Source organism: Bradyrhizobium sp. USDA 4503, assembly GCF_054055815.1.
Genome location: NZ_JBSRXS010000001.1, coordinates 8310829 through 8337090, shown reverse-complemented (window position 1 = coordinate 8337090; position 26262 = coordinate 8310829). Strand labels below are relative to the sequence as shown.

Below are 26262 nucleotides of genomic sequence, written 5' to 3'. Positions count from 1 at the left end.
CCTTGATGGCGCGATCTTCCTCCAAATCTCGCCGCGAAAAATGCGGCCGCCTTATTGGGCCAAGGCGCGATAAGATGGCTTAACCTGACCGATCCAAAGCTGGCCGGCCGGCGTTATTGATCGACTTTTTCCTCGCCGCGAGGCCGGCCTCAAGCTTGCCGGACAAAATGCGACCTCGCGGTGTCTCGGTAGCCAGGGGTGCTGCCGAGCATTTGTTGCTGATCATGGCGCATTGCTGCCCTGGAAATGGAAGCTCCTGCGCCGAGCCGACAGGCCCGCCGATCAGCAAGTCGCCTGACCTTCACGCAATGCCATCCATGGAGCTCGCCGTGCCCGCGTTCATGCGTCGATCAGGTGGTCTCGTCGTCTGCGTACTCAGCTCCTCACGTGACACACTATGATGCTTTGCGAACACACCGATTGCGGATTTTCGATCGGCGAGAAGCGCATTTACAGGCGCGCGCCCTGTTCAGCTGAAGGCGACACCAGCGCCTAGTCGGTCCCGCAGTGCCGGTCGACTGATGACAAGATTGTTGAGGTTCAGGTCCGGCCGTCTTGCTGCCAATCGCCTAACAAGTTCCCGGGTGCCGTCCACGACAAAGACGCCGCAGTCATAACCGTTCTGCTGCTGTCTTATCGGGGCCTGTTGCGGGTTAGCGTCGAACCGTCCTGCGAGTTCCGCTGCGGGCCTGTCATTGTATCCCTGGGTGGAGTCATAATGATAGGCGACCGGCCGGCCCCAATTGCGGCGATCAACCAGCAGCAGCGACCAGTGACTGCCGCGCTGATGTCTATCCGTATTGCTGGCATCGCTTACCGGCAGGAACAGGAAGTCGGCTGTATCATGGCGAACCCACCCTAATGCTCGTTCGGCTACCTCCTTGGAGGGGGATCGCAACATTTGGGCTATCAGGGGATCCACGAACCGCGTCCGGGCGGCGAGATCCGGATTGTTCTGCATCAACTCCTGCGCCAGGAGCTCATAGTCCCGCTGGATATGCTCGTCACCCAGCCACTGCGTGGGGCCCAGCACGGCTCCGCGGCGCTGGCCGGAAGAGGCAACGGGAGCCGAGGGGCCGATCTGAGCACCCGAGACAGGAGACGGGCGAGGATGATGGATGAACTGCGCACCGGGGCTTCCTCGCGGCCCCAATGGGATCGAGCGGGTCTCACCATTGACGGAGACCTGGGTTGGGCCGCTGAACTGGGTCGGCAGGACCCCGATGTTATCCAGGACATCGCGTAAGAAATCCGGCACCGGCTGGCGGCCATCCTGCCAATCCGCGTCGACTCGGTATCCGATGTCCTCAAGCGCCTGAGGTACGCCCGACCGCCCGACGAAGAACGCGGGTTTACCGGCAGGGCTAAGCACCGGCGCTGACTTAGCATCGTCGCGCATCTGCTGCGGCGTGTACGGCAGATCAACGAAAGACTGAAGACCGCGGAAAATGTCTGGCGACTGAGCTGGCGCGTCCGATGGTCCGGTGAAGAGCGGTGGTTTGGCGACAGCCCCGCCCGCCGGCGCAGACTGAGCATCGTCAAGCATCTGCTGCGGCGTGTACGGCAGATCAACGAAAGACTGAAGACCGCGGAAAATGTCTGCCGACTGAGCTGGCGCGTCCGATGGTTTGGTGAAGAGCGGCGGTTTGGCGGCAGCCCCGCCCGCCGGCGCAGACTGAGCATCGTCAAGCATCTGCTGCGGCGTGTTCGGCAGATCAATGAAAGACTGAAGACCGCGGAAGGTGTCTGCCGACTGAGCCGGCGCGTCCGATGGTCTGGTGAAGAGCGGCGGTTTGGCGACAGCCCTACCCACCGGCGCTGACTGAGCATCGTCAAGCATCTGCTGCGGCGTGTTCGGCAGATCAACGAAAGACTGAAGACCGCGGAAGGTGTCTGCCGACTGAGCTGGCGCGTCCGATGGTCTAGTGAAGAGCGGCGGTTTGGCGACAGCCCTACCCACCGGCGCTGACTGAGCATCGTCAAGCATCTGCTGCGGCGTGTTCGGCAGATCAACGAAAGACTGAAGACCGCGGAAGGTGTCTGCCGACTGAGCTGGCGCGTCCGATGGTCCGGCGAAGAGCGGCGGTCTGGCGGCAGCCCTACCCAGCGGCGCTGACTGAGCATCGTCTCTCACTTCCTGCGAGGTGTACGGCAGGTCAACGAAAGAGTCGAGACCTCGGTGGATCGCCGACGACCCCTCTGGTATCGCTTCCGGCGTCGGCCACTCAAAATCGTGCGGCAGGTGCGGCGACCACGTTGAGCTCGACTCGTCACGCCTCGGCTCCCCACCCGCCTGCTCAGGGGAGACGCCCAGCGCAGCATTCGCCTCGACGAGCCATAGGTAGCTCCGAAGACGATCGAAGCCCATGTCAGCGTTTCGACTGGCTTTTTTAAAGTCCGTGTGATCGTCGTTCAACGACTTTTGCTGCTCACTGGTGCCGGTGAGCCGGCTCACTATGCTCCCTCGCCCGCTCCTTTGGAGCCAAGCACCGAATCTTCGTTGGTTGCCGGCCAAGTTTTGAACAACTTTTCTCCGGCTAGTATCCTCGGGTTTGAGCAGGCTCAGCTCTGCCTTTTCCAGGCTATCAATGATGCGGGCGTCATCGGGATAAAGATGCAATGTGGGCGACGGGACAGTATGACCGCGGGGTTTCCGAGACACACGCGCTCCGGAAACGTGCTTGGCATCGCCGACCTTGCTTAACGCGAACAATAGATGCTCGTCCTTCGGGAACAACTTCTGAGCAAATTCAATGCGCGCAGCGTGGTCTAGCCCGGATATCGAGTAGCCCGCAAGTTTAAGCGCATTAGAAAATCTGCGAAGACTACGATCATGACGAGCAGCGCTGCCCGACGTCATGCCGCTGGCATTAAGCCGCTCTGAGAGGGGCGCGTCTTCCGCTGAGGGGATCGTGCGCGGCCGCCCGCCAGAAGCTACATAGTTCGGATCATGATACGAACGAAGGATATTCAACCCCTTCTTCATGTCCTCGTCCTTTGGGAAGTAAGTCTTGACGTAACGGACCAAGGACTCGTGGTCCCCCAGAACAATCGTTTGGCGATGAGCGCCAAGATGATTTCCAAGTCGGCGAAGCGCCTGAGTATAGCGCCTAACCGTCTTCGGGTTTGGCTTTTTCTGATCCGCATATTGGGCAATCGCCTTATCGATAGTGCCCCGATGTTCTGCAGAGAGATGGGGATGGTGGTTGCGGCCGCCACCGGAGACAGGACCCGAATCGGGTGGGCGCGCCTCGGCCAAGTGCTGCTCAAAGCCCGCTTGCCCGGCATGGCCGCCCTGGTGCTCTTCCAAGACGGCGTGCTGCACCTGGGACCAAGCTGTTACATTGGATGGATCGGAATTGTACGGGTCCACGCTAGCCTCACGTCCAAGAAATCAATTGAGCTGATCCTGTCTGGATAGGCTTTCCAGAAGCTGACGAGGCCGTCGCTTGTGGAACAATGCATCGCCACACCCGCAAAATGGAACTCCCCCCGCGGCTCTCAATCGTCGCAGGCTTCATGAGTTTCAGGACCTATCTTTCTCGCGGCCAATGAAGCTTCCGGCGGCATGGGAGCCGAGGACTCGTCATTGCTCTGGTTGCAAAGCGGCATATGGCGCCGCCGCAGGTGCACGCATGGGTGCCAAGCCACAGTTGATCCGGATCGTTCTCGCAAATCCGCGACGAGCCTTCCGCGATTCGTTCCTTCTTCATTCGCTCTCTCATCGGTTATTCACGGAGAGGGTAATCCTCGTGACGCCGAGGGGCGCATTGCCTCACTAAAAATGTTACCGGACAACTTCCCTGTCGTGCCGTATCTCGACGCCGGTTATCCTCGCACGAATTTGGTTGAGACGTTCATCGGTAAGCGGATAACAACTGCGCATTGATCGGGGTGAGATAGTGGAAGTGCAGGGATTGAGCGAGGACAAGAAAGCGAACGAGGATGGCACGCGGCTGAGCGATTGTTGGAGAGCACGGCCCTCCGAGGTCCTGAAGCCTATGAATTACCTGCCCAGGCGCTGGGACGACTTCGCCCGTTTCCTCGACGATGGCAGGATCTGCTTGACCACAATTGTGCTGAGCGTGCATTGAGAGGCATCGTTTTGGGAAGGTGGAACTGGACCTTCGCCGGTAGCCAGCGCAGCGCCAACCGGGCCGCCATCATGTTGACGATGATCACGACCTGTCGCCTCAACGAGGTCAACGCCAAGGCTTGGCTCGCCAACGTCCTCGCCCGTATCGTCGATCTTCCCGCATCGCGTCTGCATGAATTGCCCTGATCAACAGGTTGCGACCGCGCGTCTCTCAGTTGCGCCGCGGGCCACGGGAACGGCCGAGCTAGCACTCTCCTCCCAGCGGGGAGCGTCGCAATCACGCTGGCCCATCTGCACTATTTGGACCGGCGCCTCGTCGGGCTCGTCATCGGCGAGGGCGCGCCAGGCCGCGCCATCGAGATCGTCATACTGACCACTGTTCAGCGACCACAGAAAGCCGAGCAGGCCAACGAAGCCCAGTGCAAGAGCAAGTGGAACCAGATAGAGCAGGACCTCCATCAGATTGCTTCGCTCCTTCGCGCCCGCAGCGCATTGAGCATGACCAGCACGGACGAACCTGACATCGCCGCGGCGGCAATCAGCGGCGTCACCAGGCCGGCGATCGCAACCGGCACCGCAAGGACATTGTAGACGACAGCGAGCCAAAGGTTCTGCCGCATCAGCCGCAGCGCCTCGCGCGAGGTCATAACTGCCGTTATCACGGGCCGAAGACGCGCACTGAGGAAGACCGCATCAGCGACCGCCTGGCTCATATGAGTGGCCGTAACAGGCGACATCGAGGCATGAGCCGTTGCGAGCGCGGGCGCGTCGTTCAAGCCATCGCCGACCATCAGCACCTTGTATCCCTCACCCGTCAGGCTTTCGACCCGGGCGACCTTATCCGCCGGTGAGACGCCGGCGCGCCAATTTTGAATGCCGAGCGTCGCGGCCGTGCGCCGAACTGCTGGCTCGCGATCTCCCGACACGATCTCTACCGCGATCCCAAGGCTCGTGAGGCCTGCGACGACCTCGGGTGCGTCTGGCCGCGCGCGTTGGCAGACGGCGAAGACGTGCTTGCTGTCGCCGTGGCTAAAGGCGACGATAGAAGCCTCTGGATCACGGCAAAGAGTCTCGTCAGCGAGGCTGTCAGCGCCGCAGAAGGACGGGCGGCCGAGCCGGATCTCCGCCCCTTGATAGTAACCCCTGACGCCCTGCCCCGGCTCCTCTTCGATATCGGCCAGCGGCTCGCTTGCGCCGGCAGCTCGCGCCAAGGCAGCGGCGACCGGATGGCGGCTCGATAATGCAAGCCGGCCCGCCAAGTTGACGATATCGTCGGGAATGCCGGCGAGATTGGCGACATCGAGCTCCGGCAACGTCAGCGTTCCGGTCTTGTCGAAGACTACCCGGTTCACCTCGGCCATGCGCTCGATCGCATCCCCGGCGTTGAGCAGCACGCCGGACCGGAACAGCATGCCGGACGCCACGGTCTGCACCGCCGGTATAGCCAGACCCAGCGCGCAAGGGCAGGTGATGATCAAGACCGCGATCGCCGTGACGATCGCATCATGGAAGGTTGCGCCAGAGGCAAGCCAGCCCAGCATCGTCAGGAAGGCAGTTGCGTGAACAATCGGTGCATAGAGCCGCGACGCCCGCTCGGCCAGGCGCAGATAGCGCGAGCGCGCCTGCAGGGCATGATCAAGTAGCCGAGAAATCTCGGCGAGCGTCGTGTCCTCCGAGGCCGCCACCGCGCGCACGCGCAAGGTACCCGATCGCACCAATGTACCGGCGAACACTGCGCTGCCGGGCGCCACGAGCGCGGGCAAGGTCTCACCCGTAATGAGGCTTTGATCGACCTCGGAGCGGCCCTCGATCACGTCGCCATCGACGGTACAGCATTCGCCGGGTCGCACCAGCACGACGTCCCCCGGTTTGATCGTTGATGCCGGAACGGTCCTGGTCTCCGTCGGGCTTATGAACTTCGCGGCGGTCTCCGCCTTGAGCGCGGCAAGATTGCCAGCAAAGGCGCGGGTGCGCCGTCTCATGTTCTGGTCGAGATAGCGGCCTGCGAGTAGGAAGGCGATCAACATGATCGCCGCGTCAAAATATGTATGTTCGGCATGAGCGATGGTCTCGATCAGCGAAGTCGCCAACGCGAGCAAGATGCCGATGCTGATCGGCACGTCCATATTGGCCCGGCGAGCCCGTAGCGCGCTAAAAGCTGAGGAGAGGAACGGCTGCGCCGAATAAGCCGCGGCCGGTAGCACGATCAGCGCGGAGAGCCAGTGAAAGAAGTCGCGCTGCTCCGGCAGCATGTCTGAGACATTGCCGGACCATACCGGAATCGAGAGCATCATAACGTTCATCGCGGCAAATGCAGCCACAGCCAGCCGCCGCAGAAAGTCCCGCGCCCGCTCCGATTCCAGTGTCTCCGCATTGTCCCGCTGAAAGGGATACGCCCGATAGCCCAGTTCAGCGAGCCGCCTGATGAATAGCGCTGGATCAAGCGCGCCTGCTTTCCATTCCAGCGCGAGCCGGTTATCGGTGAGGTTAACGCGCGCCGAGGTCACGTCCGGAATGCTCGATAGATTGCGCTCGATCTTGCCCATGCAGCCCGCGCAATTGATCCCTTCCACCGCGAGGTCGAGTTGGACGAAGCCCGTGCCTGTTCTCTTCAAATAGTGCGAAAAGTCGATGTCTGCCTGCATGCTCATGTGCCCTTAGTCCAAGACGATGCGATTTTTCGACAGAAACATGCGGCGGCCGTCAGCGCCGCCTTCGATCACGAGATCCCACCGCCCGACAGCGACCCCCTCGGCGTCCCCTCGGTAGGTTCCGGCACTGCTCTCCGCCACATTGATCGCGCGATCGGCCCGGCGGTCCACCGGTCGCTCGAGCCGGGCCTCGAAATTCATTCCTACGAGAGGCGCGCCTGCGCGGTCGCGCGCCTCGAGCGCGAGCACCGCCCGGCCATCGGACTGCCGTTGGACATGTACCTGCACCTGCCAGTTTCGCTCGTTCTGCTCGCGCGCCGCCAGGATCTCACGCTGATAGGCGAGGCTCGCGCTGTAGGCGCTGTCAACCTCTGTTCCCGGCAGCGTCGTGATGGCAAAGCGCATCATGATCAAATTGGCGCCAATCACGACCGAAAAGAAAGCAAGCGTGGCGATCAGGACAAAGCGTCCGGTGATGGGCCGCGCGACTGGAATTGATGCGGTCATTGGTAAGATCCCGTCGGTAATCTTAGGGGAAGACGAAGTGGTCCGTTGCGGATGCGACCTCACCGAGGCCAATGTCGGTGACCCGAAACGTCACCGGCATCGACCGTTCCGACGTGTCGTCGGCCGGCGCGGTCACCAATAAGCGCAGTTCTGTCGTGGTATCGCGAGCCAAGACAATCATCGGTCGTTCCACGGTCACAGAATCTACGCCGACGACATGGACGGACGTTTGGGGCGGGCCATCGATGTCGATCGCGATGACGCGGTCGAAGGCGCGCCTGTTAAGCAAGCGTACCGTGTAGCCGTTGCGAATCGAACCATCGCTGAGCTTGACCGCCATCGGATTACGATCGTGCAGCACGTTGACGTCGAGCAGTGTTCTGGACAACAATCCATAAAGCATCATCGCACAGACGACCGAGATCAAAGACGCATATACGATCGTCCGTGGCCGTACCGGCTTGAAGACCTCCGACTTGCCTTCCATGCGGCGCCTGATATTGATGTCGTTGTCGTAACCAATCAGGTGAGTTTTGCGCCCGATCTTCTTCATGACGGCATCGCAGGCGTCGATGCACAGCCCGCACTGGATGCAGCCGAGCTGGGCGCCGTTGCGAATATCGACCCCCGTCGGACAGACCGCCGCGCATTGATTGCAGTCGATGCAGTCTCCGATCTCTTCGCCGCGCGCGCGCAGATCGAATGATTTTTTCAACGAGCAGCGCTGTTCGCCGCGATCGTATTTGTAGGTGACGTTGAGTGCCCACTCGTCGGTGAGCGCGGCCTGGATGCGCGGCCAGGGGCACATATACACGCAAACCTGTTCGCGCATGTAGCCGGCCAACAGGTACGTCGTAGCGGTCAGGATCCCGATCCAGATATAGGCGAGCGCGGGCGCCTGGAATGTCGCTAGATCGCGCACCAATGTATGCGCGTCGGCGAAGTAGAGCACCCAGGCACCACCGGTCCACCAGGCGATCATCAACCAGACCGCGTGCTTTAGCACGCGCTTTGCCGCCCGCCCCACTGTCATCGGGCGTGCGGCGGCCCTCAGTCGGTCGCGACGATCGCCCTCGACCCAACGCTCTACCGCATAGAACAGATCGGTCCATGCCGTTTGCGGACAGAGATAGCCGCACCAAATTCGTCCGCCCAGCGCGTTCATCAAGAATAGTGCCAGCGCCGCAAGCACGAGCAGCCCGGTGAAGTAGTAAAGCTCCTGCGGCCACAACTCGATGAAGAAAAAGTAGAACCGCCGGTTCGGGAAATCGAGCAACACCGCCTGGTCGGGGGCGCCTAAGCCACGACGCCAACGCACGAACGGCAGCAAATAGTAGATGCCGAGACACCCCACCATCAGCCGCCATTTGATCGTGCGGAAAGTGCCGCAGACGCTTTGCGGATGGAGCTTCTTATGAGCTGTATAAAGAGGCCCATCTTCGCCGATCGGCGGATCATCGCGCGAACCAGTCTTGTTCAGGGCTAGCTTCATGGCCGACCTTACATCTGGCACGAGTGACTAACTTAGAGCCTCGTCTATGGGCCGGTGGCTTCTCGGCTCATCTCACCTATTGTCCACCACCGAGCGAGTGCACATAGACCGCAAGTGCCTTGATCGTGATGGGATCGAACCGCCCGCTCCAGGCCGGCATGATGCCCGCGCGGCCATAACTGATCGTCTCGATCAGCGTCTCCTCGTCCGAGCCGTACAACCAAATGTGGTCCGTCAGATTCGGCGCGCCGAGCTCCTGGTTGCCTTTGGCGTTCTCGCCATGGCAGACCGCACAATTGTCGGCAAAGATCCTTGTGCCGGCCGCGGCATCGAAATTGGCGACTGTTGACAGGCCGGACAGCGATCGCACGTAATTCGCTACTGTGGCGATCTCATCTTTCCTGAGGATGCCGTCGCGGCCGAAAGCCAGCATTTGCCCCTCATGGGCCTGGGCATGGCCGGACCGTGCGCCGAACTGGATGGTCTGCTGGATCTGATCGAGCGATCCGCCCCACAACCAGTCATCGTCGTTGAGATTGGGATAACCCTTGGCACCTGCGCCGCCGCTGCCATGGCATGGCGCGCAATTGTCTGCGAACACTGTCTTGCCCCGGGCACGGGCCAGCGCCAGCAGGGCCGGATCCGTCTCGATCTCTGTCAGGGACGCTTTGCCGAGAACCGCTATTTTCTCGCCCCGCAGCTGCTCGAGCCCGGCAAGATCACTGACGACACTCGCGCGAGTCGAATAATGAAATACGCCGGTCGTGTAGCTGGAGAGGAGCGGCCAGGCCGGATAGACGACCCAATAGGCGATCGCCCAAAGGATGGTGGCGTAGAAGGTCGAGATCCACCAGCGCGGCAGCGGCGTGTTGAGCTCCTTTATGCCATCCCATTCGTGTCCCGTCGTGGAGCGGCCGGAGATCCGATCGAAGTCGTTGCGGTCAGTCATGGTCTGTCAATCCCGGCACAGCGGCATGCGCGCCGCAGAGTCAAAACGCCGCTTGTTGCCGGGCCACAGCGCATAAACAACGACGGCCATGAAGATGCCGACGAACAACGGCGTCCAGAGGGTCACGACGAAGCTTGACGCCAGGTTCTCGATGGAAATGACTGCTTTCATCACAAGGTCCTTCAGCGCAGATTCGCTTTTTCGTCGTAGAGCTTGAAATCGATCAACGTACCGAGCATCTGCAGGTAGGCGATGAGCGCATCGAGTTCGGTCGGATTGCCAACGCTTCCGTCGAAATTGCGTACGGCCGCCTTCGGATAGCGTTTCTGGAACGAGGCGAGGTCCGCGCTGTCAGGATCGAGCTGGGTCTTCAAGTCAGCGACCGCGTTCTTGATCTGATCTTCAGTATAGGGGACACCGACCGCCCGGTTGGTGCGCAGATGTGCGGCCATGTCGGTCAGGTCGAGCTCGGTGTGCGCCAGCGTCGGGTATCCGGGCATGACCGACCGCGGGACGATGGCCCGCGGATTAGTCAGATGCGTGACGTGCCATTCATCGGAATATTTCGCGCCGACGCGTGCGAGGTCCGGGCCGGTGCGCTTCGAGCCCCATTGAAACGGGTGATCATACATGCTCTCGGCGGCCAGCGAGTAATGTCCGTAGCGCTCGACCTCGTCACGCAATGGCCGGATCATCTGCGAATGACACAGATAGCACCCTTCGCGCACGTAGATGTTGCGGCCAGCAAGCTCAAGCGGGGTATATGGTCGTACGCCCTCCACGACCTCGATCGTACTCTTGAGGTAGAACAGCGGCGTGATCTCGACCAGCCCCCCGATCGCGATCACGGCAAGGATGCCTGCGATCAGGATGATCGAGTTCTTCTCAAAGATCTTGTGTCGGTTCCAAAGAGACATGCGATGACCTATTCCGCGACTTGGAGCGCTCCAGTGTCCTGGATTTGATCGGTTTGCTTTGCATTCACGGTCATCCATAGATTGGCGGCCATGATCAGCGCACCAATCAGGAACATTGCGCCCCCCGCGGCGCGGATGATGTAGAAGGGATGCATGGCCTCGACCGACTCGATGAACGAGTATTCGAGGAAACCTAGCGAGGTATAGGCGCGCCACATCAGGCCTTGCAGGACACCAGACACCCACATCGCCGAGATGTAGAGCACAATCCCGATCGAGGCGATCCAGAAGTGCCAGTTGACGAGCTTGAGGCTGTACAGCTCGCGCTTCCAAAGCCAGGGAATCAGGCAATAGAGCGCACCGAACGATACAAATCCGACCCAGCCCAGCGCGCCGGAATGCACGTGGCCGACGGTCCAGTCGGTGTAATGACTGAGCGAGTTGACGACCTTGATTGCCATGGTCGGGCCCTCAAACGTCGACATGCCATAAAAGGCAACCGAGACCACGAGCATGCGGAGCACCGGGTCTGTCCGCAGCTTGTCCCACGCACCCGAGAGCGTCATCAGGCCGTTGATCATGCCGCCCCATGAGGGCATCCACAGCATGATCGAGAACGTCATGCCCAGGGTCTGCGTCCAATCCGGCAGCGCGGTGTAATGTAGATGGTGAGGGCCGGCCCAGATGTAGAGAAAGATCAGCGCCCAGAAGTGGATGATCGAAAGGCGGTAGGAATAGATCGGGCGCTCGGCTCTCTTCGGAATGAAGTAGTACATGATCGCCAGAAAGCCGGCGGTCAGGAAGAAGCCGACCGCGTTGTGGCCGTACCACCACTGAAACATGGCGTCCTGCACGCCGCCCCAGGCGATGTAGGATTTCGAACCGAACACGGAGACCGGTAATGCGGGATTGTTGCCGAGGTGGAGCACGGCAATGGTGACGATAAAAGCGAGATAGAACCAGTTGGCGACGAAAATGTGCGGCTCTTTTCTTTTCACCAATGTCGCCAGGAACACAATGAGATAAGTGACCCAGACGACGGTGAGCCAGAGATCTGCGTACCATTCGGGCTCGGCGTATTCCTTTGACTGGGTGGCGCCGAACAGATAGCCGGTGCCCGCGATCAGGATGAAGAAATTATAGCCAACTACCACGAACCACGGCGCAAGATCGCCGGCGAGGCGTGTGCGGCAGGTCTTCTGCACGACGTAGAAGGAGGTCGCGATAAGCACGTTACCGCCGAACGCAAAGATCACGGCCGACGTATGCAGCGGGCGGAGTCGGCCGAAGCTCGTCCAAGGCAGATCGAAATTCAGTGCGGGCCAGGCAAGTTGCGAGGCGATAAAAACGCCGATTGAAAAGCCTGCGATACCCCAGAACATCGCCATCACCGAGGCGAATTTGATCGGAGCGAGATTGTAATTCGGCCGGCCCTTGATCTGCGCCGGCGGCAATTGCGCCGGGCGTTCATAGTAGCGATTGAGGATAACGCTTGCGGCGGCCAGGCTGGCGGCGGAAGCGAGCAATGCGTGGAATCTAAATGCAGAATCGTGCCCCATCGCTCCTGCGAAATAGCAAACATAGGCAGAAACGGCGAATACCGACATCAGGCCTGCTTCACCCATGGTCATGGATTTCGAGGTTGGGGATGCGCTTGTCATGTGTTGGCCTTCTTTGAGAGCGGGCTTGCCAGGAGATCACATTTTCCGGGGACGAGGCGATCGCGCGCGATCAATCGCCAAAACGGTGCGGAGCGCTGCCGATCTCACGCGCGAGTGCGCGCAGAGTATGTTCGTTGGGACAGCCTTTGAGGGGATTTACAGGCTTATACCACTCGAGGTCGGCGGCGCAGCCGATCTTGGTCTGACACAGGCCGCATACCCGCTGCAAATCGCGCAACACGTCTCCATAGCGGGCGGCTAGCGAATTCTCGGAAAAGCCGGCAAGTGCGAGGCGCTTGCTTAAGAGTTCAGGACAACCCGGACTTTGCGCCATCTTTCGAAAGTCAGACGTGGACAGATTAAGTTCACGTGCGATCGCGTCGATGTCCTGCGCGCTCAAATAGGCCAATTCGGCTGTCCGGGACAGGTTCGCTCGTAACCGGGTGAGCAGATTCTTGAACCCCCAAGGGCGACCGACATATCCAGATTGGCTAACCATGTGTCATACCCCTCACAGCAGCCATAGCTGCCGGCGGCAGACTTGTTTTTGACATTCATCAAATAAGGCCCGTCTGTGGAAGAAAATCGTCGATCCGGATCGCCCCTGCCGGACGACGATGCGCTGCGAGCCCGCAGAGCCGCAGACCACCAAATGTCGGGCGAGGTCTCCTAGGGTGTCGCGGACAAGAGGGCCGCCTGCTCAATTGGCGGCAGCATCGCGAGCTGTTCTCTCGATCGACGCTCGGGAAGACGTTTTGTAAGTCTCGCGCCTGGATTCCCGGAGTGTCTCTACGATCAAAATTCGCGGACTTCCCTAACCGAGCTCAGGCTAGCCACCCCATGCCGGGGGCAATGCAGGCGGGGTTCGAAGCTCCATCGCATCGGCGAAGATGGTCCAATCACGGACACCTTTTTGCTTGCAGAAATCGGTTTCTGCCTGCTGTGCGGCAGCACTCAGCGAGGCTGCATGCACCCGGAACGCTGCCTGACAGGCACGATGCTCGTGGCCGGTATCGTCACAAACGGTCTTGATGAACCGAACGTTAAATGAAGGCATGACACCCTATTCCTGTGCGTTTGCTTATTTTGCATTCTGCCAGCCGCGCCAGGCGAGTGTTTGATTTGTCTCAAGCAGCACCTAAAAAGATTCTCGCTCCATCGAGATAAGGTCGAGACTTGGGGCAGGTGATACGAGTGCTCTTTCGTCCCGAAGAAGCTGCAAATCACCAAGCGTTCGGGTTTGGCGGATCACATCTGGTTGAGTGGCCCAGGAACAGTAGCTTCTCGTCTTCTCACGCCTTGGGCCGGCAGAGTTGAGGCGCTGATCCAGAAAATTCTCAAGAGACGGTTGGGAGCAGAATGGACCGTTACGCCTGCGATGGCGATCATCGATCAATTCCAACTTCACTCGACGGCAATGTGGAAGCTTGTGACGCCGCGAACCTTGCACGGTGCTTGGCAGTCTCATAAAGCATTCCCGACAGCTCTGGCTGATTGCCAGGCAGCAGGCAATGGCATTTCTGACCAGCGCCGGCGGCCGAGGACTACCGGCGGCGAGAACTGCCCGCACGTAAGCAAATGAGGCAAACCGGCCTCATCTCGCTCGTGATGGTCCACCCTGCCGCCACAACGGCAAAGCCGATGATCAGGCTAGCCGCAGCCAAGGTTTCGATAAGCCCAAGGTTAAAGACTTCGGCGCCGTAGCCGATCGCTGCGATCAGCGCAGGCAAGACCAACGACAATGTAAGGCGAGCAATCAACTTACCATCTCCTTCGCGGCTCTCGCAGCTCAATGACACGCGTTGTCATGGTGCAATGCCCGTGCGCAACATTTGCACATTGAGCGTCCTGCATTTTGATTTCCATCAAACCCGCTACACGCTGGCGATTGTGTGGATCGATGCGCGGCTCTGCCGAATGGTGTGGTACGCATTGCCGGCAACGCACTGGCAGTGGCCTCTTGCCCTCGCTCCGTTTCTAAATGCGTATCAGCTTCTTTTTGACCTGCATCAATACAGCGGTGGCGGCTTGCGGATAGAAACGACCTCTCAGTCAAGCTCAGACACGTGGCAGATTGAAAGACTTGGCGCCCCATCATCTTTTCGCATCCAAATACCGGCGAGTGGGCTCAAGGACTGCTGCCGGACGCACCCGAGCGAGCTGCACCCGGTCACCTGCGCCGCGTGTGATGCTGGCCACTTCATCAACCCGCGGATCGGCGCGATGCTCTGGCCGAGCGCAGCTGGCCCATCTGAATGCCATCAAGCGAATTCCGGCGTCATACCGTTCCCGCACGGACACGCCACCAGACTCGCAAGAGCGCGCGCGACGGCATCAAGACTCCACGCCCCACGCTAACCTCGTGGGACGGGGAGACTTCCGACCGACAAAGGATGTTCGACATGACAGACCACGGCGACAATTGTCCCGCCGCGGGCACGCTTGCGGGAACGGCAGTCCACTCCAGCTGCTGTACAACGGTAATCAATACCAGCCGGCGCTGGCTTGAACTGGTCCGGTTCGACTCGACCGGATCCCGGGAACTGCTTCGCAGCCCTTATACTTCGGTCGGCGATCGGATCACGTCCCAGCACGACAGGATCGGCGGCGCTACGCCCCAAAGCATCCGGACCGCAACTGGCGTGATCGCGACCATGCGCCGCTTGCGCGAGATCAGGCTGAGCCTGTTAGCGCAGCGGCCGAGCGATCTCGCCCGTAGCATTCGGAAGGTTGCCTGATTTTGTCAGTCCGCGGCGATGAACACCATCCAGGATCTATTGGCAACTTGACCTGGGAGCGCATTGAAACGGCGCCCTTTGACCGGGAGCTGGAGATCGCGGTGATCGAGGGTAATACCATTCACCGGTTGGTCTTTCCTTGCCGCCGGATCTTCGGCGGCTGGATCAAGGCCATGACCGGAGAGCACGTCGCGGTGCAGCCCACGCACTGGCGCATCTGGCCGAGATAGCGGTCGCCGCCCTGCACACAATAGGTAGCGCAACGAAACGCGGCTGCATCCGGTCGCCTCACATAGACAAACTATGTACAGTCGATCGAATGAGAGGGTTGCCGGGAAACATGTCCGACCACATCTGGTACCGCTATGGCACAGCCGCGGCGGCCGCCGCGCTGGCGCTCGTGCTTCGTGCGGCGCTGGATCCGTATCTTCAGGACCGCACGTTCACGATCATCTACCTTCCAGTCATCGTTTTTTCCGCTTTCGCTGGCGGCCGCGGACCGGCCATCTTCGCTACGCTGCTCTGCCTCATCATCAGCGCGGCATGTCTTGGGAACAACCTCCTCTCCGATTCCGCAAACATGATCGATATAGCCGGACTGGCGGTACTTGGCCCCCTGCTCGGCTTCATGGGCGATCGGCTGCGGCGAGAATCAGAGCAGGCGCGGTACCGGCAAGCCCATCTGCAGTCGATCCTGGACACCGTGCCGGAAGCCATGATCGTGATTGACGAGAAGGGAATCATTCGCTCGTTCAGCGCCGCAGCCGTGCGTTTATTCGGTTGGTCTCCGGACGAGGTGGTCGGAGCAAATGTATCCAGGTTGATGCCACAGCCCTACCGCGCCGAGCATGACCGCTACATTGAACGCTATCTGGCTACCGGAGAGCGTCGCATCATCGGCATCGGCCGTATCGTGGTCGGCGAGCGAAGCGACGGCTCGACCTTTCCGATGGAGCTTGCCGTCGGTGAGGCCAAAGTGCGCGGCGAACGATTCTTTACCGGCTTCATCCGAGACCTCACCGAACGGCGGGCGCAGGAACGACGATTGCAGGAACTGCAATCTGAGCTCGTGCACGTCTCGCGGTTGACCGCCATGGGTGAGATGGCCTCGTCTATTGCCCACGAGATCAACCAGCCGCTCTCCGCAATCACAAACTACATGCGCGGCGCCAAGACGCTGCTGGCGTCAGACAAGCCGGATGCCAACCGTATTGGTGATGCCATCGAACATGCCACCCAGCAAGCTCTGCGGGCCGGCGATATCATCAAGCGCCTGCGGGAATTCGTTGCCAAAGGCGAGACGGAGCACACAATGGAGAATCCACTCACCCTGCTTGAAGAGGCGGTCGCTCTGGCCTTGCTCGGCGCCAAGGAGCAAGGCGTGCGGGTGACGATCCGCAGCGATCGCGATCTGCCATCGATGATCGTGGACAAGATCCAGATCCAGCAGGTCGCGCTGAACCTGATACGAAACGCGATCGAGGCGATGGCTTCCAGCCCGCGTCGCGAATTGACCGTCGGAGTTGCCAAAGTCGACGGCCTCGCCAGATTTACCGTCGCCGATACAGGCTCTGGCATCAGCCCTGATATCGCCGACCGCCTGTTTCAGCCCTTTGTCACGACCAAAGAGCATGGCATGGGTGTGGGACTATCAATCTGCCGGACGATCGTCGAGTCCCATGGCGGCCACATCGCTGTGGAAGCCAATCCGGGCGGCGGCACGGTCTTTCAGTTTACCCTGCCATTTGCGGAGGCTAATGAAGAAGCATGACCATGCGGCGCGTTCTTGTGATCGACGATGACGCCGCGATGCGGGACTCGCTCGCGTTTCTGCTTGATGTTAGAGGCTTCTGCGTGGCAACCTATGAGACGGCGAGCGGCTTTCTCGGTGACGCCGCGAGCGGTCCGGTTGACTGCATTGTGTCCGACATCCGCATGCCGGGCATGAGCGGCCTGGAACTGGTCCGCAAGCTGAAGGCCGATCGCGTCGACTGTCCCGTCATCCTGATAACTGGTCATGGCGACGTAACGCTGGCAGTCGAAGCGATGAAAGCGGGTGCGGTCGACTTCATCGAGAAGCCCTTCGAAGACGAGGTGCTATTGCGTGCGATCAATAGCGCCTTGGAAGCAAGCCCAACCAAGCCAACGGACGATGCGGCGAAACTGCAGGCCGAAGCCCGTCTGGCAGACCTCTCATCGCGCGAGCGTGATGTCCTGCAGGGACTACTGGCCGGCAAGATCAACAAGGTGATCGCCCATGATCTTGGTATCAGCCCGAGAACGGTCGAGGTTTACCGGGCGAACGTCATGGCAAAGACCAATGTTCGCAGCATGTCCGAGTTGATGCGAATAGCCATCGCCGCCGGGCTCTAGCAACATTGCAAGCGACGGAATGCCCCATTCACGCATCAAGCTGGTAAGCAGATCGCGCCGAGCAGGTCATGTTCCCGATGCGATGGAGCCTCATATCGCCTGCGGATTCTTTGCAGGGCGTAAATTGTGCAACACAGGCGAGGACTATTCCTGGCCGTGGACTATCGTGAGACCCGCTTCTTGCCAGTTTGATCGTGGTCAGGAACGTTCAGCGGCGCATATGAAGCGGATCAAATGCGGGCCCGGATTGTGCTCCGAGGCAGGGGGTCTTTGACTTCGGAGAACGACAATGCTCGGGAATATCCTGGTTCACCTTCCGACGGAGCTCCCGGCGCGGGCTGCAATCAACGGGTCGATTTCCTTCGCATTGAGCACCGGCGCGCACCTTGACGTTGTAGCCATCGGTTACGAGAGAACCATTATTCCGCTTCTTGCAATCGGCGTAACGGCAGTCACTTCGGTCTTCGACGTCGAGCAGGCGCGTGCGTTGGAGCGAGCCGAAGCAGCACTTCATATCTTCGATCTGCAGGCGCGGAATGCCGGCATTTCCTATACGAGTCGTGCGCTGAGCGCGATTCCAGCAGACGCGCGCCGCATCATCTGCGCGAGCGCGCGAGTCCACGACATGACCATCGTCACACAGCCTCAGAGCGGCCACGATAGTTACGATAATCTGATCCCCAGGGAGATCCTTTCCCAGGCTGGTCGACCTGTTCTGTACCTGCCACATATGTTCCACGGCGCTTTTTCGATCAGACGGGTGGGGGTTTGCTGGGACGGCAGCCGCCGTGCGGCCCGCGCGTTGCACGATGCGATGCCACTTTTGTGTAAAGCCGATGCCCTCACCATCATCGCGACCACCGCTCCGGACAAAGTCCCGGCAGAGAGTTCCACCGCGCATCTGGGAGAGTATCTTGCAAAATCAGGACTTCCTGCGAAGGTCGTGTCACTTCCGACAACGCGGGCAGCGCGGCGCCCCCTCCTGTCGCTTGCGGCCGACGAGAGCCTCGACCTGCTGGTGATGGGAGGATACGGTCGCTTTCGGCTGCAGGAGAGGCTGCTCGGCACCGCAGGGCATATGCTTCGCGGGATCAACATCCCGGTCCTGATGTCACACTGAGGGTAAGACCGTAGGGGCAGCATGTCGCCAGACCCGCCAGGATGCCATCAAAATGCTGTCGCGATCGGCGTTACCGGCATCCGACGATGCCCGAGCTCAACATCAGGCTGGATCACGATTCTCCTCCGGTTTCTAAGATTGCTGGAGTGCGGCCGAGCCGGCTGTTGAGCCAGGTCAATATGTCGCGCGAGCCTAGCTCTATGATTCAGCTTCCAACTCGGACCACATGAAGTGACGACCGGGCCGTCGTCAGCGTCGACGATCCTAATGATCCCGCCTCGTCATCTCCGCGGCCGACCCGTGCTGAACAGGATCAGAGGCATGATTTGCGAAGGAGACCTCCTGCGGCGGGCTGAAAGTGACGGTGGACGACAGCTCTTGGAGCTCTTCACCGGTGCGGCCGCGCGCTTTGGATTGTTTCCGTGGCGGGCAGCCAAGTCAGCATACAGCTTCCGATCCAAAGCTGGCCCAATCTGATTTGAGCATGTTCGAGTGACAGGGGACCCGCGTCGCGCGTCGTTCAAGAGAAACTCATCAAGAACTTACGTGTAAATACCTAGTGGCTTCTACTTAGGTAAAACATCGAGATTTCACAGTTTGTCAGGAGCGACCAATCTGCGTCTCATCGACGTTCGCCAGCAGAGTCCGCCAGCCATGTACGCCCAGGCCGCCAGCCTTCCTGAGACCAGCCGCCATCCATCCAACGTCTTGCGTGGGCAATCTGACAATCGTGGACCGCTTGGTATGATTGCGACACCGATGCGGTTCACACGCAATAGCGAGATTTACGGAGAGGACGAAGCAGCCGAATACCTTTATCAGGTGGTATCGGGGGCTGTGCGAACCTACAAGATTCTGGAAGACGGACGTCGTCAGATCGGCGCGTTCTATTTGCCCGGTGACATCTTTGGCTTTGAGGCCGAAGAAAGCCATATCTCTTCGGCCGAGGCGATCTGCGAGACACACCTGCTAATGGTGAAGCGCAGCGCTGTCATCTTTCGCGCCAGCCACGAGAGGGAACTGGCAAGGCAACTCTGGGACGCGATGGCGCTCGAGCTCCGCCGTTTCCAGGCGCATTCGATGCTCCTTATCAGCAGCGCAGAAGAACGGGTCATCGCCTTCCTGCTCGACATATCTCGCCGCACTACGAAGAACGCTGCCATCGATCTGCCCATGTCACGGCAAGATGTTGCAGATTACCTTGGCTTGACCATTGAGACGGTGTCGCGCACTTTCACTCAGCTTGAGCACAATGGCGCGATCGCCCTGCCGACCACTCGCCGAGTCGAGCTCCGCAAGGACACATTGTCCAACCGCTTTGCGCAGAACTTTGGCTAATGTGATTTGCGCCAGTTCCAGGCAGGGCGGCGCACTCCTTCTGTGCGCCGAGCAGTGCTGGCACAAATCGCCTGCTAAATTAGATTTTTCCCCATGGAGCACCGCAATGATCATCGGTCGCTTGCTTCGAGAGCATCGCAACATTGATCTGCTTCTGGTCGCCCTTCAACGCGAATTGGAGATTTTTGAGCATGGAGATCGTCCGGACTATGAGGTGATCCGCGCGATTATCAGCTATTTCGAGGTTTACCCTGAGGTGTATCATCATCCTCAAGAGGACTTGATCTTTTCCAAGCTCAAGAGGCGCGATCCGGATGCGGCCGCAATGGTCGGCGATCTCGCGCATGAGCATCAGGAAGTCATCGACCGCTTGCACCACTTCGCTCGCGCCATTGATGGTGTCCTGGCAGATCGTGAAGTCCTTCGGCAAGACGTCGGCAACATCGTGCGCGACTTTATAGTACGCGAGCGGCACCACATGATGTGGGAAGAACGAGACTTCTTCCCCGCCGCGCTTGAGGCTTTATCGGCTCAGGATTGGGCCGAAGTCGCTTGCGCCCTCACCGATCACGGAGATCCGCTATTCAGCGAGACAGCTGAAGCGGCTTCCGATGCGCTGAGAGCGCATATTCTACAATTGGAACAAGAAGCTGAAGCCGAACGGAGCTCACTCGCATTTTCGTCCGCAATGGGCGGCAACCCGCGACACGGCGTCGAGACGGATGGCCCAAATTGATCGCTGCCGTTTCAGGAGGACGATGGACATCATCCTCATCCAGTCGAATGAAGACCGCCAAATGAAGATCGCAAGGATGCCTCGCCGGCTATCAGGCTACGCGCAGCCAGAATGCTTCTGCGCCCGATGATGGCTTGCTTCGACTGCCGGTGCAAGAGCCATGGCCGAACCTCCATGGGTCTGGTTCAAACGTGATCGACGGCAAGGATCACAACAGGCTTGGCCACGCCGCATTGATATCGCGCAAAACGGTGCACCTCTCATGTCCGCCGACCGATGCGTTCGTCTCGTCCAACGCTGGCGCGATTGAATCGTGACGAGCTATGGGAGGGCGCATCGCCAAGGATGCTCATTGCTGACGTGTGACCGCTTAATCGCGACCCCAAGCACGATGTATGCGCCGCCGGCATGACCTACCAATTACGTCAAAGCCGCCCCCCATCAGCAGCTGCGATATTTGAGACAGCGCAAAGCTTACTCAGCGCCCGTCCGATAATCGGGCCGGAGAGCGAGAAAGGCATCGGAATGCGACCGGAATTGGCACAATCCTACGGGCAGCACCGACTGCCGCGCTACACCAGCTATCCGACGGCCCCTCATTTCTCAGCGTCAGTTCGCGAGCTCGACTATAAAGCTTGGCTCAAGTCTCTGGGGGGCCAGCATTCCGCCTCGATCTACGTGCACGTGCCATTTTGTCGAAGCATGTGCTGGTACTGCGGCTGCCACACATCTGTCACGAAACGCGACGATCCGATCGCGATCTATACGGCTGGACTGCGCACGGAAGCCTACCTCGTTGCAGAAGCCGTTGGCCAACGACAACCGATCTCTCGTATCCACTTCGGGGGTGGCACGCCGACGATCATGACACCTGAAGCATTCGCTGATCTGGTCGGTTCGTTGCGTTATTCGTTCGCCGTCCTGCCTGATGCCGAGATCGCCGTGGAGATCGACCCCCGCATGTTGAGCGAGCCGATGGCCGAGGCGCTGGGCTATAGCGGGGTCAATCGAGCGAGCCTTGGCGTGCAGAGCTTCGATCCGGTTGTTCAGCAGGCCATTAATCGTCTGCAGAGCTTCGAACAGACCGCAACTTCGGTCGAGCGGTTACGCAACGCCGGCGTTTGTCGGATCAATTTCGACCTGCTGTATGGGCTGCCCCAGCAGACAGTCGATTCGTGCCTGGACACCGTCGATAAATGCCTCGAGTTGCATCCGGACCGGTTCTCGGCCTTTGGCTACGCACACATTCCTACATTCAAGAAGCATCAACGCAAGATCGACGAATCCACTCTGCCCGACAGCGTCGAACGCTACCTCCAATCCGAAATGGTAGCCGACACTTTGGTTGACGCAGGGTATGTACGCGTGGGCATCGATCACTTCGCTCTGCCGCACGACAATCTCGCTGCGGCCGCGAAGCACGGCAGGTTGCGGCGCAATTTCCAGGGGTACACGGACGATTGCGCGGACGCCCTTATTGGCCTCGGTGCCAGCGCCATCGGCCGCCTGCAACAGGGCTTCGTCGCGAACGCTGTCTCGACCAGGGATTACCTCGCCCGCCTCACGGAGGATCGGCTCGCGACCGCGAGGGGCTATTCACTGACCGATGACGATCGCTACCGGGCGGAGATCATCGAGCGAATTATGTGCGACATGACAATCGATCTCTCCGAGACGTCTCGCCGTCACGGAAGGGATCCGGAGTCGGCCGTTGTCGATCGGCCCAGACTCGACAGCCTTATCGCAGATGGCGTCGTCGTGGTTGACAATGGCCGGCTTTCACTAGCCGATGGCGCCCAGTTCCTCGTCCGGAGCGTCGCCTCGGCGTTCGACGCTCACCTTCCTCGGTGCGGGGCTACGCACAGTCGGGCGGTCTGATCCTCGAGGACAAGCGGGTTCACCTGCCTAACAATCCCGCACTTCGGTCTGGACGAATCTATATACACGTCGTATGTACAACACGCTTACAACCGATCGTAGATCGGATCGTGTCCGTGGGCTCGACTCGGCGCAAGGCTAGGCTCCGGGCACTTCAGCAGCTCGCGCGAGGAAGAATGAAGAAAGAGAGAACCATAAGGAGAAGATGGGGCGATCGCCGAAGTGGCAAGTCTGACTGGGCTCGTATTGACGCACTCACGGACGCAGAGGTCGAGACCGCTATGGAGAAAGATACCGATTGGCAGGACTTCAAGGAAATTGATTGGTCCGATGCGGTGCTGGTAGTCCCGCCAAAGAAGAAGGCTATTTCCATTCGCGTCGACGAGGACGTACTCGACTTCTTCAAGGGCGAAGGCGAAGGCTATCAACGGCGCATCAATGCCGTGCTGCGGTCCTACATGCAGCAAAAGACGAAACCGACGAACCGCGCGTGATGCGCAATGCTTGGCCGAGCCGCAGGATATATGGACTGCGACAGTCAAGAATGCGTTCACAGGCTACCAGCCCGCATAACGCTTTACTCAGCATAAGCTCTGCGATCGCTTGCGATGCGTCGAACAGGTCGCTTCCCGAACCCGACACCGGTGAGCCGGCTTATGCCTCGGGCCAGAACCGATGTCACGACTGAGGAGCCGGCCCGATTTGGCATCCCGCCACTTTCACGCTTGTGTTACACCAGCGTCGATCCGCTCCTCGAACCCAAACAGAGCCTCGAGCCGAAACTCGGCTATTGAGTGGAACCGGACACCGCCGACCCGAGCAGTACTCGAGTCAATAACAACCAACTTGTACTGGCTGTGCTCAACGGTTCCTTCGCGTCTTCCCGTATAGTCACGCTGATCGAGCGGCCGCAAAGCGCCGCCGATTGCACATGGGCTCGGCCGAGATTCGACCGTGGGGCGTCACCGCCCTCATTGCTCGAGTCGATGAACCGTTGTGAAAGTGCTCATCAGCGACAAACCTTAGTGTAGTTTTCCAATACTCGATTACACCGGACGCATACGACGGCATAATTGAGCTTCACTGAGCCGTGCTTTAAGTTCGGCTTCAGATTTTCGGCGAATGTCCTCGCCGGTGATCGGACCATCGGCTGTCCTCCCTCCGCCGATGGAAGTCGGCGATGCGTCAGCGTCGCTCCTCTCAGACTTGACTTTCGCCCGGCCTGCTAGACGCGGCCGGGCTTTTTTATGTTCATCCAAAGCTCCGTCCAGACGATCGAGAGCGCAAGTGAATAAAAACCGGATCAGCTTCCGCGAGGAGAGAGAGAGAGAGAGGAGAGAGAGAGAGAGAGAGAGAGAGAGCCAAGTGCAGGATCAATAGCGTGGCCGATCGGATGCCGCGCGCAGTTCGCGGGCGGCGGCGACCATGTTGATCAGCGCCGGGTGAACCTCCTCCCATTTGCGCGTCTTCAGACCACAGTCCGGATTGACCCAGAGCTGCGAATCCTGCAACCGCTTCCGGGCCAACGCCATCAGTTCCTTCATTTCCCCTACCTCGGGAACGCGCGGAGAATGGATGTCGTACACGCCCGGCCCGATTTGGTTTGGATATTTGTAGTTCCTGAACGCGTCGAGCAGTTCCATCTTCGAGCGCGACGTTTCGATCGAGATGACATCCGCGTCCATTGCAGCAATCGCATCGATGATGTCATTGAACTCCGAGTAGCACATATGCGTATGAATCTGCGTTCGATCAGCGACGCCCGATGAGCAGATGCGGAAGCTATCCCCGGCCCACTCAAGATAGGCCGCCCACTCCGATCGACGCAAAGGTAATCCTTCGCGGAGTGCAGCTTCGTCGATCTGAATCATGGTCGCACCGGCTGTCTCGAGATCGCGGACTTCGTCTCGGATCGCGAGCGCAATCTGGCGGCAGACCTCGCCTCTTGGAATATCGTCGCGAACAAACGACCAGTTCAATATCGTTACTGGTCCGGTCAACATTGCCTTCACCGGCTTATTGGTCAGTGATTGCGCGTAGCGCCACCAGTTGACGGTGATCGGCTTGGGCCGCAAGACATCACCGAACAAGATCGGTGGCCGGACACAACGCGAACCATAGGATTGCACCCAGCCGTTCCTGGTAAATGCGAAGCCGGCAAGTTGCTCGCCGAAGTACTGCACCATATCATTGCGTTCAAACTCGCCGTGTACGAGAACGTCCAGACCGATTTCCTCTTGCCAACGTATAGCGCGCGCGGTCTCCTCCTTAAGGAATTTGTCATATTGCTCGTCGCTCATCGCGCCTCGCGCATGTGCCGCACGGGCATTACGGACCTCTGCGGTCTGCGGGAACGATCCGATGGTCGTGGTAGGAAAAGCCGGTAGTGCGAAGCGCTTGCGTTGGATTTCGGCACGACGGAGAAATGGGCTGGCGCGCCGGCGCATGGCTTGGTCGATAGCCCTCATCCGCACAGCGAGATTGGCATCACAGATCTTCGGTGATGTTCGGCGGACGGTCGCGGCACGTTGCGATTCCGCAAGAGCTTCCGCAACGTTCTGGTCACCTGCGAGCGCTCGCGCCAGGATCGCAAGCTCACGCATCTTCTGAACCGAGAAAGCAAGCCAGCTCTTAACATCGGAATCAAGCCCGGTCTCGAGTTCAACATCGACCGGCACATGAAGCAGCGAGCAGGATGGGGCGATCTGGACACGGTCCCTGCCTAGCTTCGCAATGGCGGGATCCAGCTGCTGGTGGAGCCCCGACAGATCCGACCGCCACACATTTCGTCCGTCGATGACACCAAGCGACATGACGAGATCGCGCCGGCAGGCGGCAATAATCCGCTCCAATAGCTTCGGCGCGCGAACTAGATCCACATGCAGTCCGGCAACGGGCATGTTCAAGGCGGTATCCAGATTGTCGCCGAGATCGCCAAAATAGCTGGCGACCATGATCTTGACGTCCGGGGCCTCCGTGGTGAGCCGGTCATAGGCGTGCAGCAAAGATTTTCGCGAATCCTCATCCAGATCAAGGACCAGGCAGGGCTCGTCGAACTGAACCCAGTTTGCCCCCCGCTTGGCTAGTTCCTGCAGAACCTCGATATAGACCGGTATGAGGTCATCCAGGAGCGACAGTGGCTGGAACGCAGGATCAGCACTCTTGCCAAGCTTTAGGAATGTGACCGGCCCGATCAGGACAGGGCGGGTCTGAAACCCAAGGGCCTTGGCTTCCTCATACTCCTCGACAGGCTTGCGAGAGGACAGGCGGAACGTCTGTCCCCGATGAAATTCCGGAACCATGTAGTGGTAGTTGGTGTCGAACCACTTGGTCATCTCCTGCGCGGGAGCGCCAAATCCGCGCGATCCGTGACCGCAACTCGCATCCTGCCGGTCGCATTGCGAACCGCGGGCCATGTCGAAGTAAGTCTTGAGCGAAACCGGTTCGGTTTTCGAGGCGTAGATTTCCGGAATAGCACCAACCATGACACTGGTGTCGAGCACCTGGTCGTACAACGAGAAATCGTTCGACGGAATGACAGTGACACCGAGGGAGTTTTGGCGAGCCCAGTTTGCGGCACGCAGGCCAGCTGCATCCTCGAGCAATCGCTGTTCGCTGATTGCGCCGGACCAGTAGCTTTCGAGCGCGCGTTTGAGCTCGCGCCTTGGACCGATCCGTGGCGTTCCGAGCGTGGCAACCGGAAGGGAGAGAAGAGACATAGCGTTAACCCCATATTTGGGGGCAAAGGCCATGGCGGACGCAGGCAGGATCGCTCGAGCGGCGACTGCTTGGCGCACCACCGGGAC

At 59.6% G+C, this 26262-nt stretch carries 21 protein-coding genes and 2 pseudogenes; 10 read left to right on the top strand and 13 right to left on the bottom strand.

Annotation, left to right across the window (positions count from 1 at the left end; translation table 11 throughout):
- Positions 1–469 precede the first annotated feature (469 nt).
- On the bottom strand, positions 470–3373 hold the full coding sequence (locus tag ACVMIH_RS39240; RefSeq protein WP_456865927.1) for a Ulp1 family isopeptidase: 2904 nt from the start codon (positions 3371–3373) through the stop codon (positions 470–472).
- 601 nt (positions 3374–3974) lie between these two features.
- On the opposite strand from ACVMIH_RS39240, the pseudogene ACVMIH_RS39235 reads away from it, so the two are divergent.
- Positions 3975–4282: pseudogene (locus ACVMIH_RS39235) on the top strand (IS66 family transposase); the annotation flags it as partial.
- A gap of 114 nt (positions 4283–4396) precedes the next feature.
- Here ACVMIH_RS39235 and ccoS read toward each other — a convergent pair.
- The 11 genes and pseudogenes from ccoS to ACVMIH_RS39180 form a co-directional block, all read right to left on the bottom strand.
- Positions 4397–4555: pseudogene (ccoS, locus tag ACVMIH_RS39230) on the bottom strand (cbb3-type cytochrome oxidase assembly protein CcoS); the annotation flags it as partial.
- Positions 4555–6741, bottom strand: a complete 2187-nt coding sequence (locus ACVMIH_RS39225) for a heavy metal translocating P-type ATPase (RefSeq protein WP_456866677.1) — start codon at positions 6739–6741, stop codon at positions 4555–4557. The gene ACVMIH_RS39225 and the pseudogene ccoS, both read right to left, overlap by 1 nt.
- Positions 6742–6753: 12 nt before the next feature.
- Positions 6754–7254 (bottom strand): FixH family protein, encoded by a 501-nt coding sequence (locus ACVMIH_RS39220; protein WP_456827151.1) that lies wholly within the window; start codon positions 7252–7254, stop codon positions 6754–6756.
- A 22-nt stretch (positions 7255–7276) separates the two neighbouring features.
- Positions 7277–8746 carry a cytochrome c oxidase accessory protein CcoG gene (gene ccoG / locus ACVMIH_RS39215; RefSeq protein WP_456865924.1) on the bottom strand — a complete coding sequence of 490 codons (1470 nt, stop codon included), beginning with the start codon at positions 8744–8746 and terminating at the stop codon, positions 7277–7279.
- A gap of 76 nt (positions 8747–8822) precedes the next feature.
- Complete coding sequence (gene ccoP / locus ACVMIH_RS39210) at positions 8823–9695, bottom strand: cytochrome-c oxidase, cbb3-type subunit III (protein WP_456827149.1); 873 nt, start codon at positions 9693–9695, stop codon at positions 8823–8825.
- A 6-nt stretch (positions 9696–9701) separates the two neighbouring features.
- Entirely contained in the window at positions 9702–9866 is a 165-nt protein-coding gene (locus ACVMIH_RS39205) for a cbb3-type cytochrome c oxidase subunit 3 (protein WP_253640543.1), read from the bottom strand.
- A gap of 11 nt (positions 9867–9877) precedes the next feature.
- On the bottom strand, positions 9878–10612 hold the full coding sequence (ccoO, locus tag ACVMIH_RS39200) for a cytochrome-c oxidase, cbb3-type subunit II (RefSeq protein WP_456865921.1): 735 nt from the start codon (positions 10610–10612) through the stop codon (positions 9878–9880).
- 8 nt (positions 10613–10620) lie between these two features.
- Complete coding sequence (gene ccoN / locus ACVMIH_RS39195; protein ID WP_456866674.1) at positions 10621–12243, bottom strand: cytochrome-c oxidase, cbb3-type subunit I; 1623 nt, start codon at positions 12241–12243, stop codon at positions 10621–10623.
- 100 nt (positions 12244–12343) lie between these two features.
- Positions 12344–12682, bottom strand: a complete 339-nt coding sequence (locus ACVMIH_RS39190) for a hypothetical protein (protein ID WP_456865918.1) — start codon at positions 12680–12682, stop codon at positions 12344–12346.
- Positions 12683–13102: 420 nt separating this feature from the next.
- Positions 13103–13330 (bottom strand): hypothetical protein, encoded by a 228-nt coding sequence (locus tag ACVMIH_RS39185; RefSeq protein WP_229158196.1) that lies wholly within the window; start codon positions 13328–13330, stop codon positions 13103–13105.
- 487 nt (positions 13331–13817) lie between these two features.
- Positions 13818–14033, bottom strand: a complete 216-nt coding sequence (locus tag ACVMIH_RS39180) for a hypothetical protein (RefSeq protein WP_456865915.1) — start codon at positions 14031–14033, stop codon at positions 13818–13820.
- Between the two features lie 633 nt (positions 14034–14666).
- Between ACVMIH_RS39180 and ACVMIH_RS39175 the strand changes: the two genes are divergently transcribed.
- From ACVMIH_RS39175 to ACVMIH_RS39135, 9 genes are all read left to right on the top strand, one after another.
- Positions 14667–15011: a hypothetical protein gene (locus ACVMIH_RS39175; protein WP_456827144.1), complete on the top strand. Its 345-nt coding sequence runs from the start codon at positions 14667–14669 to the stop codon at positions 15009–15011.
- A gap of 47 nt (positions 15012–15058) precedes the next feature.
- Entirely contained in the window at positions 15059–15241 is a 183-nt protein-coding gene (locus tag ACVMIH_RS39170) for a hypothetical protein (RefSeq protein WP_050421514.1), read from the top strand.
- A gap of 110 nt (positions 15242–15351) precedes the next feature.
- Positions 15352–16782, top strand: coding sequence for a PAS domain S-box protein (locus tag ACVMIH_RS39165; protein WP_456827143.1), 1431 nt, complete (start codon positions 15352–15354; stop codon positions 16780–16782).
- Positions 16779–17384, top strand: a complete 606-nt coding sequence (gene fixJ / locus ACVMIH_RS39160; RefSeq protein WP_456865913.1) for a response regulator FixJ — start codon at positions 16779–16781, stop codon at positions 17382–17384. Before ACVMIH_RS39165 ends, fixJ begins: the two co-directional genes overlap by 4 nt.
- Positions 17385–17673: 289 nt before the next feature.
- The gene (locus ACVMIH_RS39155; RefSeq protein WP_456827141.1) at positions 17674–18504 is read left to right on the top strand and encodes a universal stress protein; all 831 of its coding nucleotides are present in this window, start codon (positions 17674–17676) and stop codon (positions 18502–18504) included.
- A gap of 654 nt (positions 18505–19158) precedes the next feature.
- The gene (locus tag ACVMIH_RS39150) at positions 19159–19842 is read left to right on the top strand and encodes a helix-turn-helix domain-containing protein (RefSeq protein WP_456827140.1); all 684 of its coding nucleotides are present in this window, start codon (positions 19159–19161) and stop codon (positions 19840–19842) included.
- Positions 19843–19948: 106 nt separating this feature from the next.
- The gene (locus ACVMIH_RS39145) at positions 19949–20578 is read left to right on the top strand and encodes a hemerythrin domain-containing protein (protein WP_456827139.1); all 630 of its coding nucleotides are present in this window, start codon (positions 19949–19951) and stop codon (positions 20576–20578) included.
- Between the two features lie 525 nt (positions 20579–21103).
- Positions 21104–22456 (top strand): oxygen-independent coproporphyrinogen III oxidase, encoded by a 1353-nt coding sequence (gene hemN / locus ACVMIH_RS39140; protein WP_456828426.1) that lies wholly within the window; start codon positions 21104–21106, stop codon positions 22454–22456.
- Between the two features lie 176 nt (positions 22457–22632).
- Positions 22633–22950: a BrnA antitoxin family protein gene (locus ACVMIH_RS39135; RefSeq protein ID WP_456827138.1), complete on the top strand. Its 318-nt coding sequence runs from the start codon at positions 22633–22635 to the stop codon at positions 22948–22950.
- Between the two features lie 879 nt (positions 22951–23829).
- On the opposite strand, the gene metE is transcribed toward ACVMIH_RS39135, so the two are convergent.
- The gene (metE, locus tag ACVMIH_RS39130; protein ID WP_456828425.1) at positions 23830–26175 is read right to left on the bottom strand and encodes a 5-methyltetrahydropteroyltriglutamate--homocysteine S-methyltransferase; all 2346 of its coding nucleotides are present in this window, start codon (positions 26173–26175) and stop codon (positions 23830–23832) included.
- Positions 26176–26262: the final 87 nt, after the last annotated feature.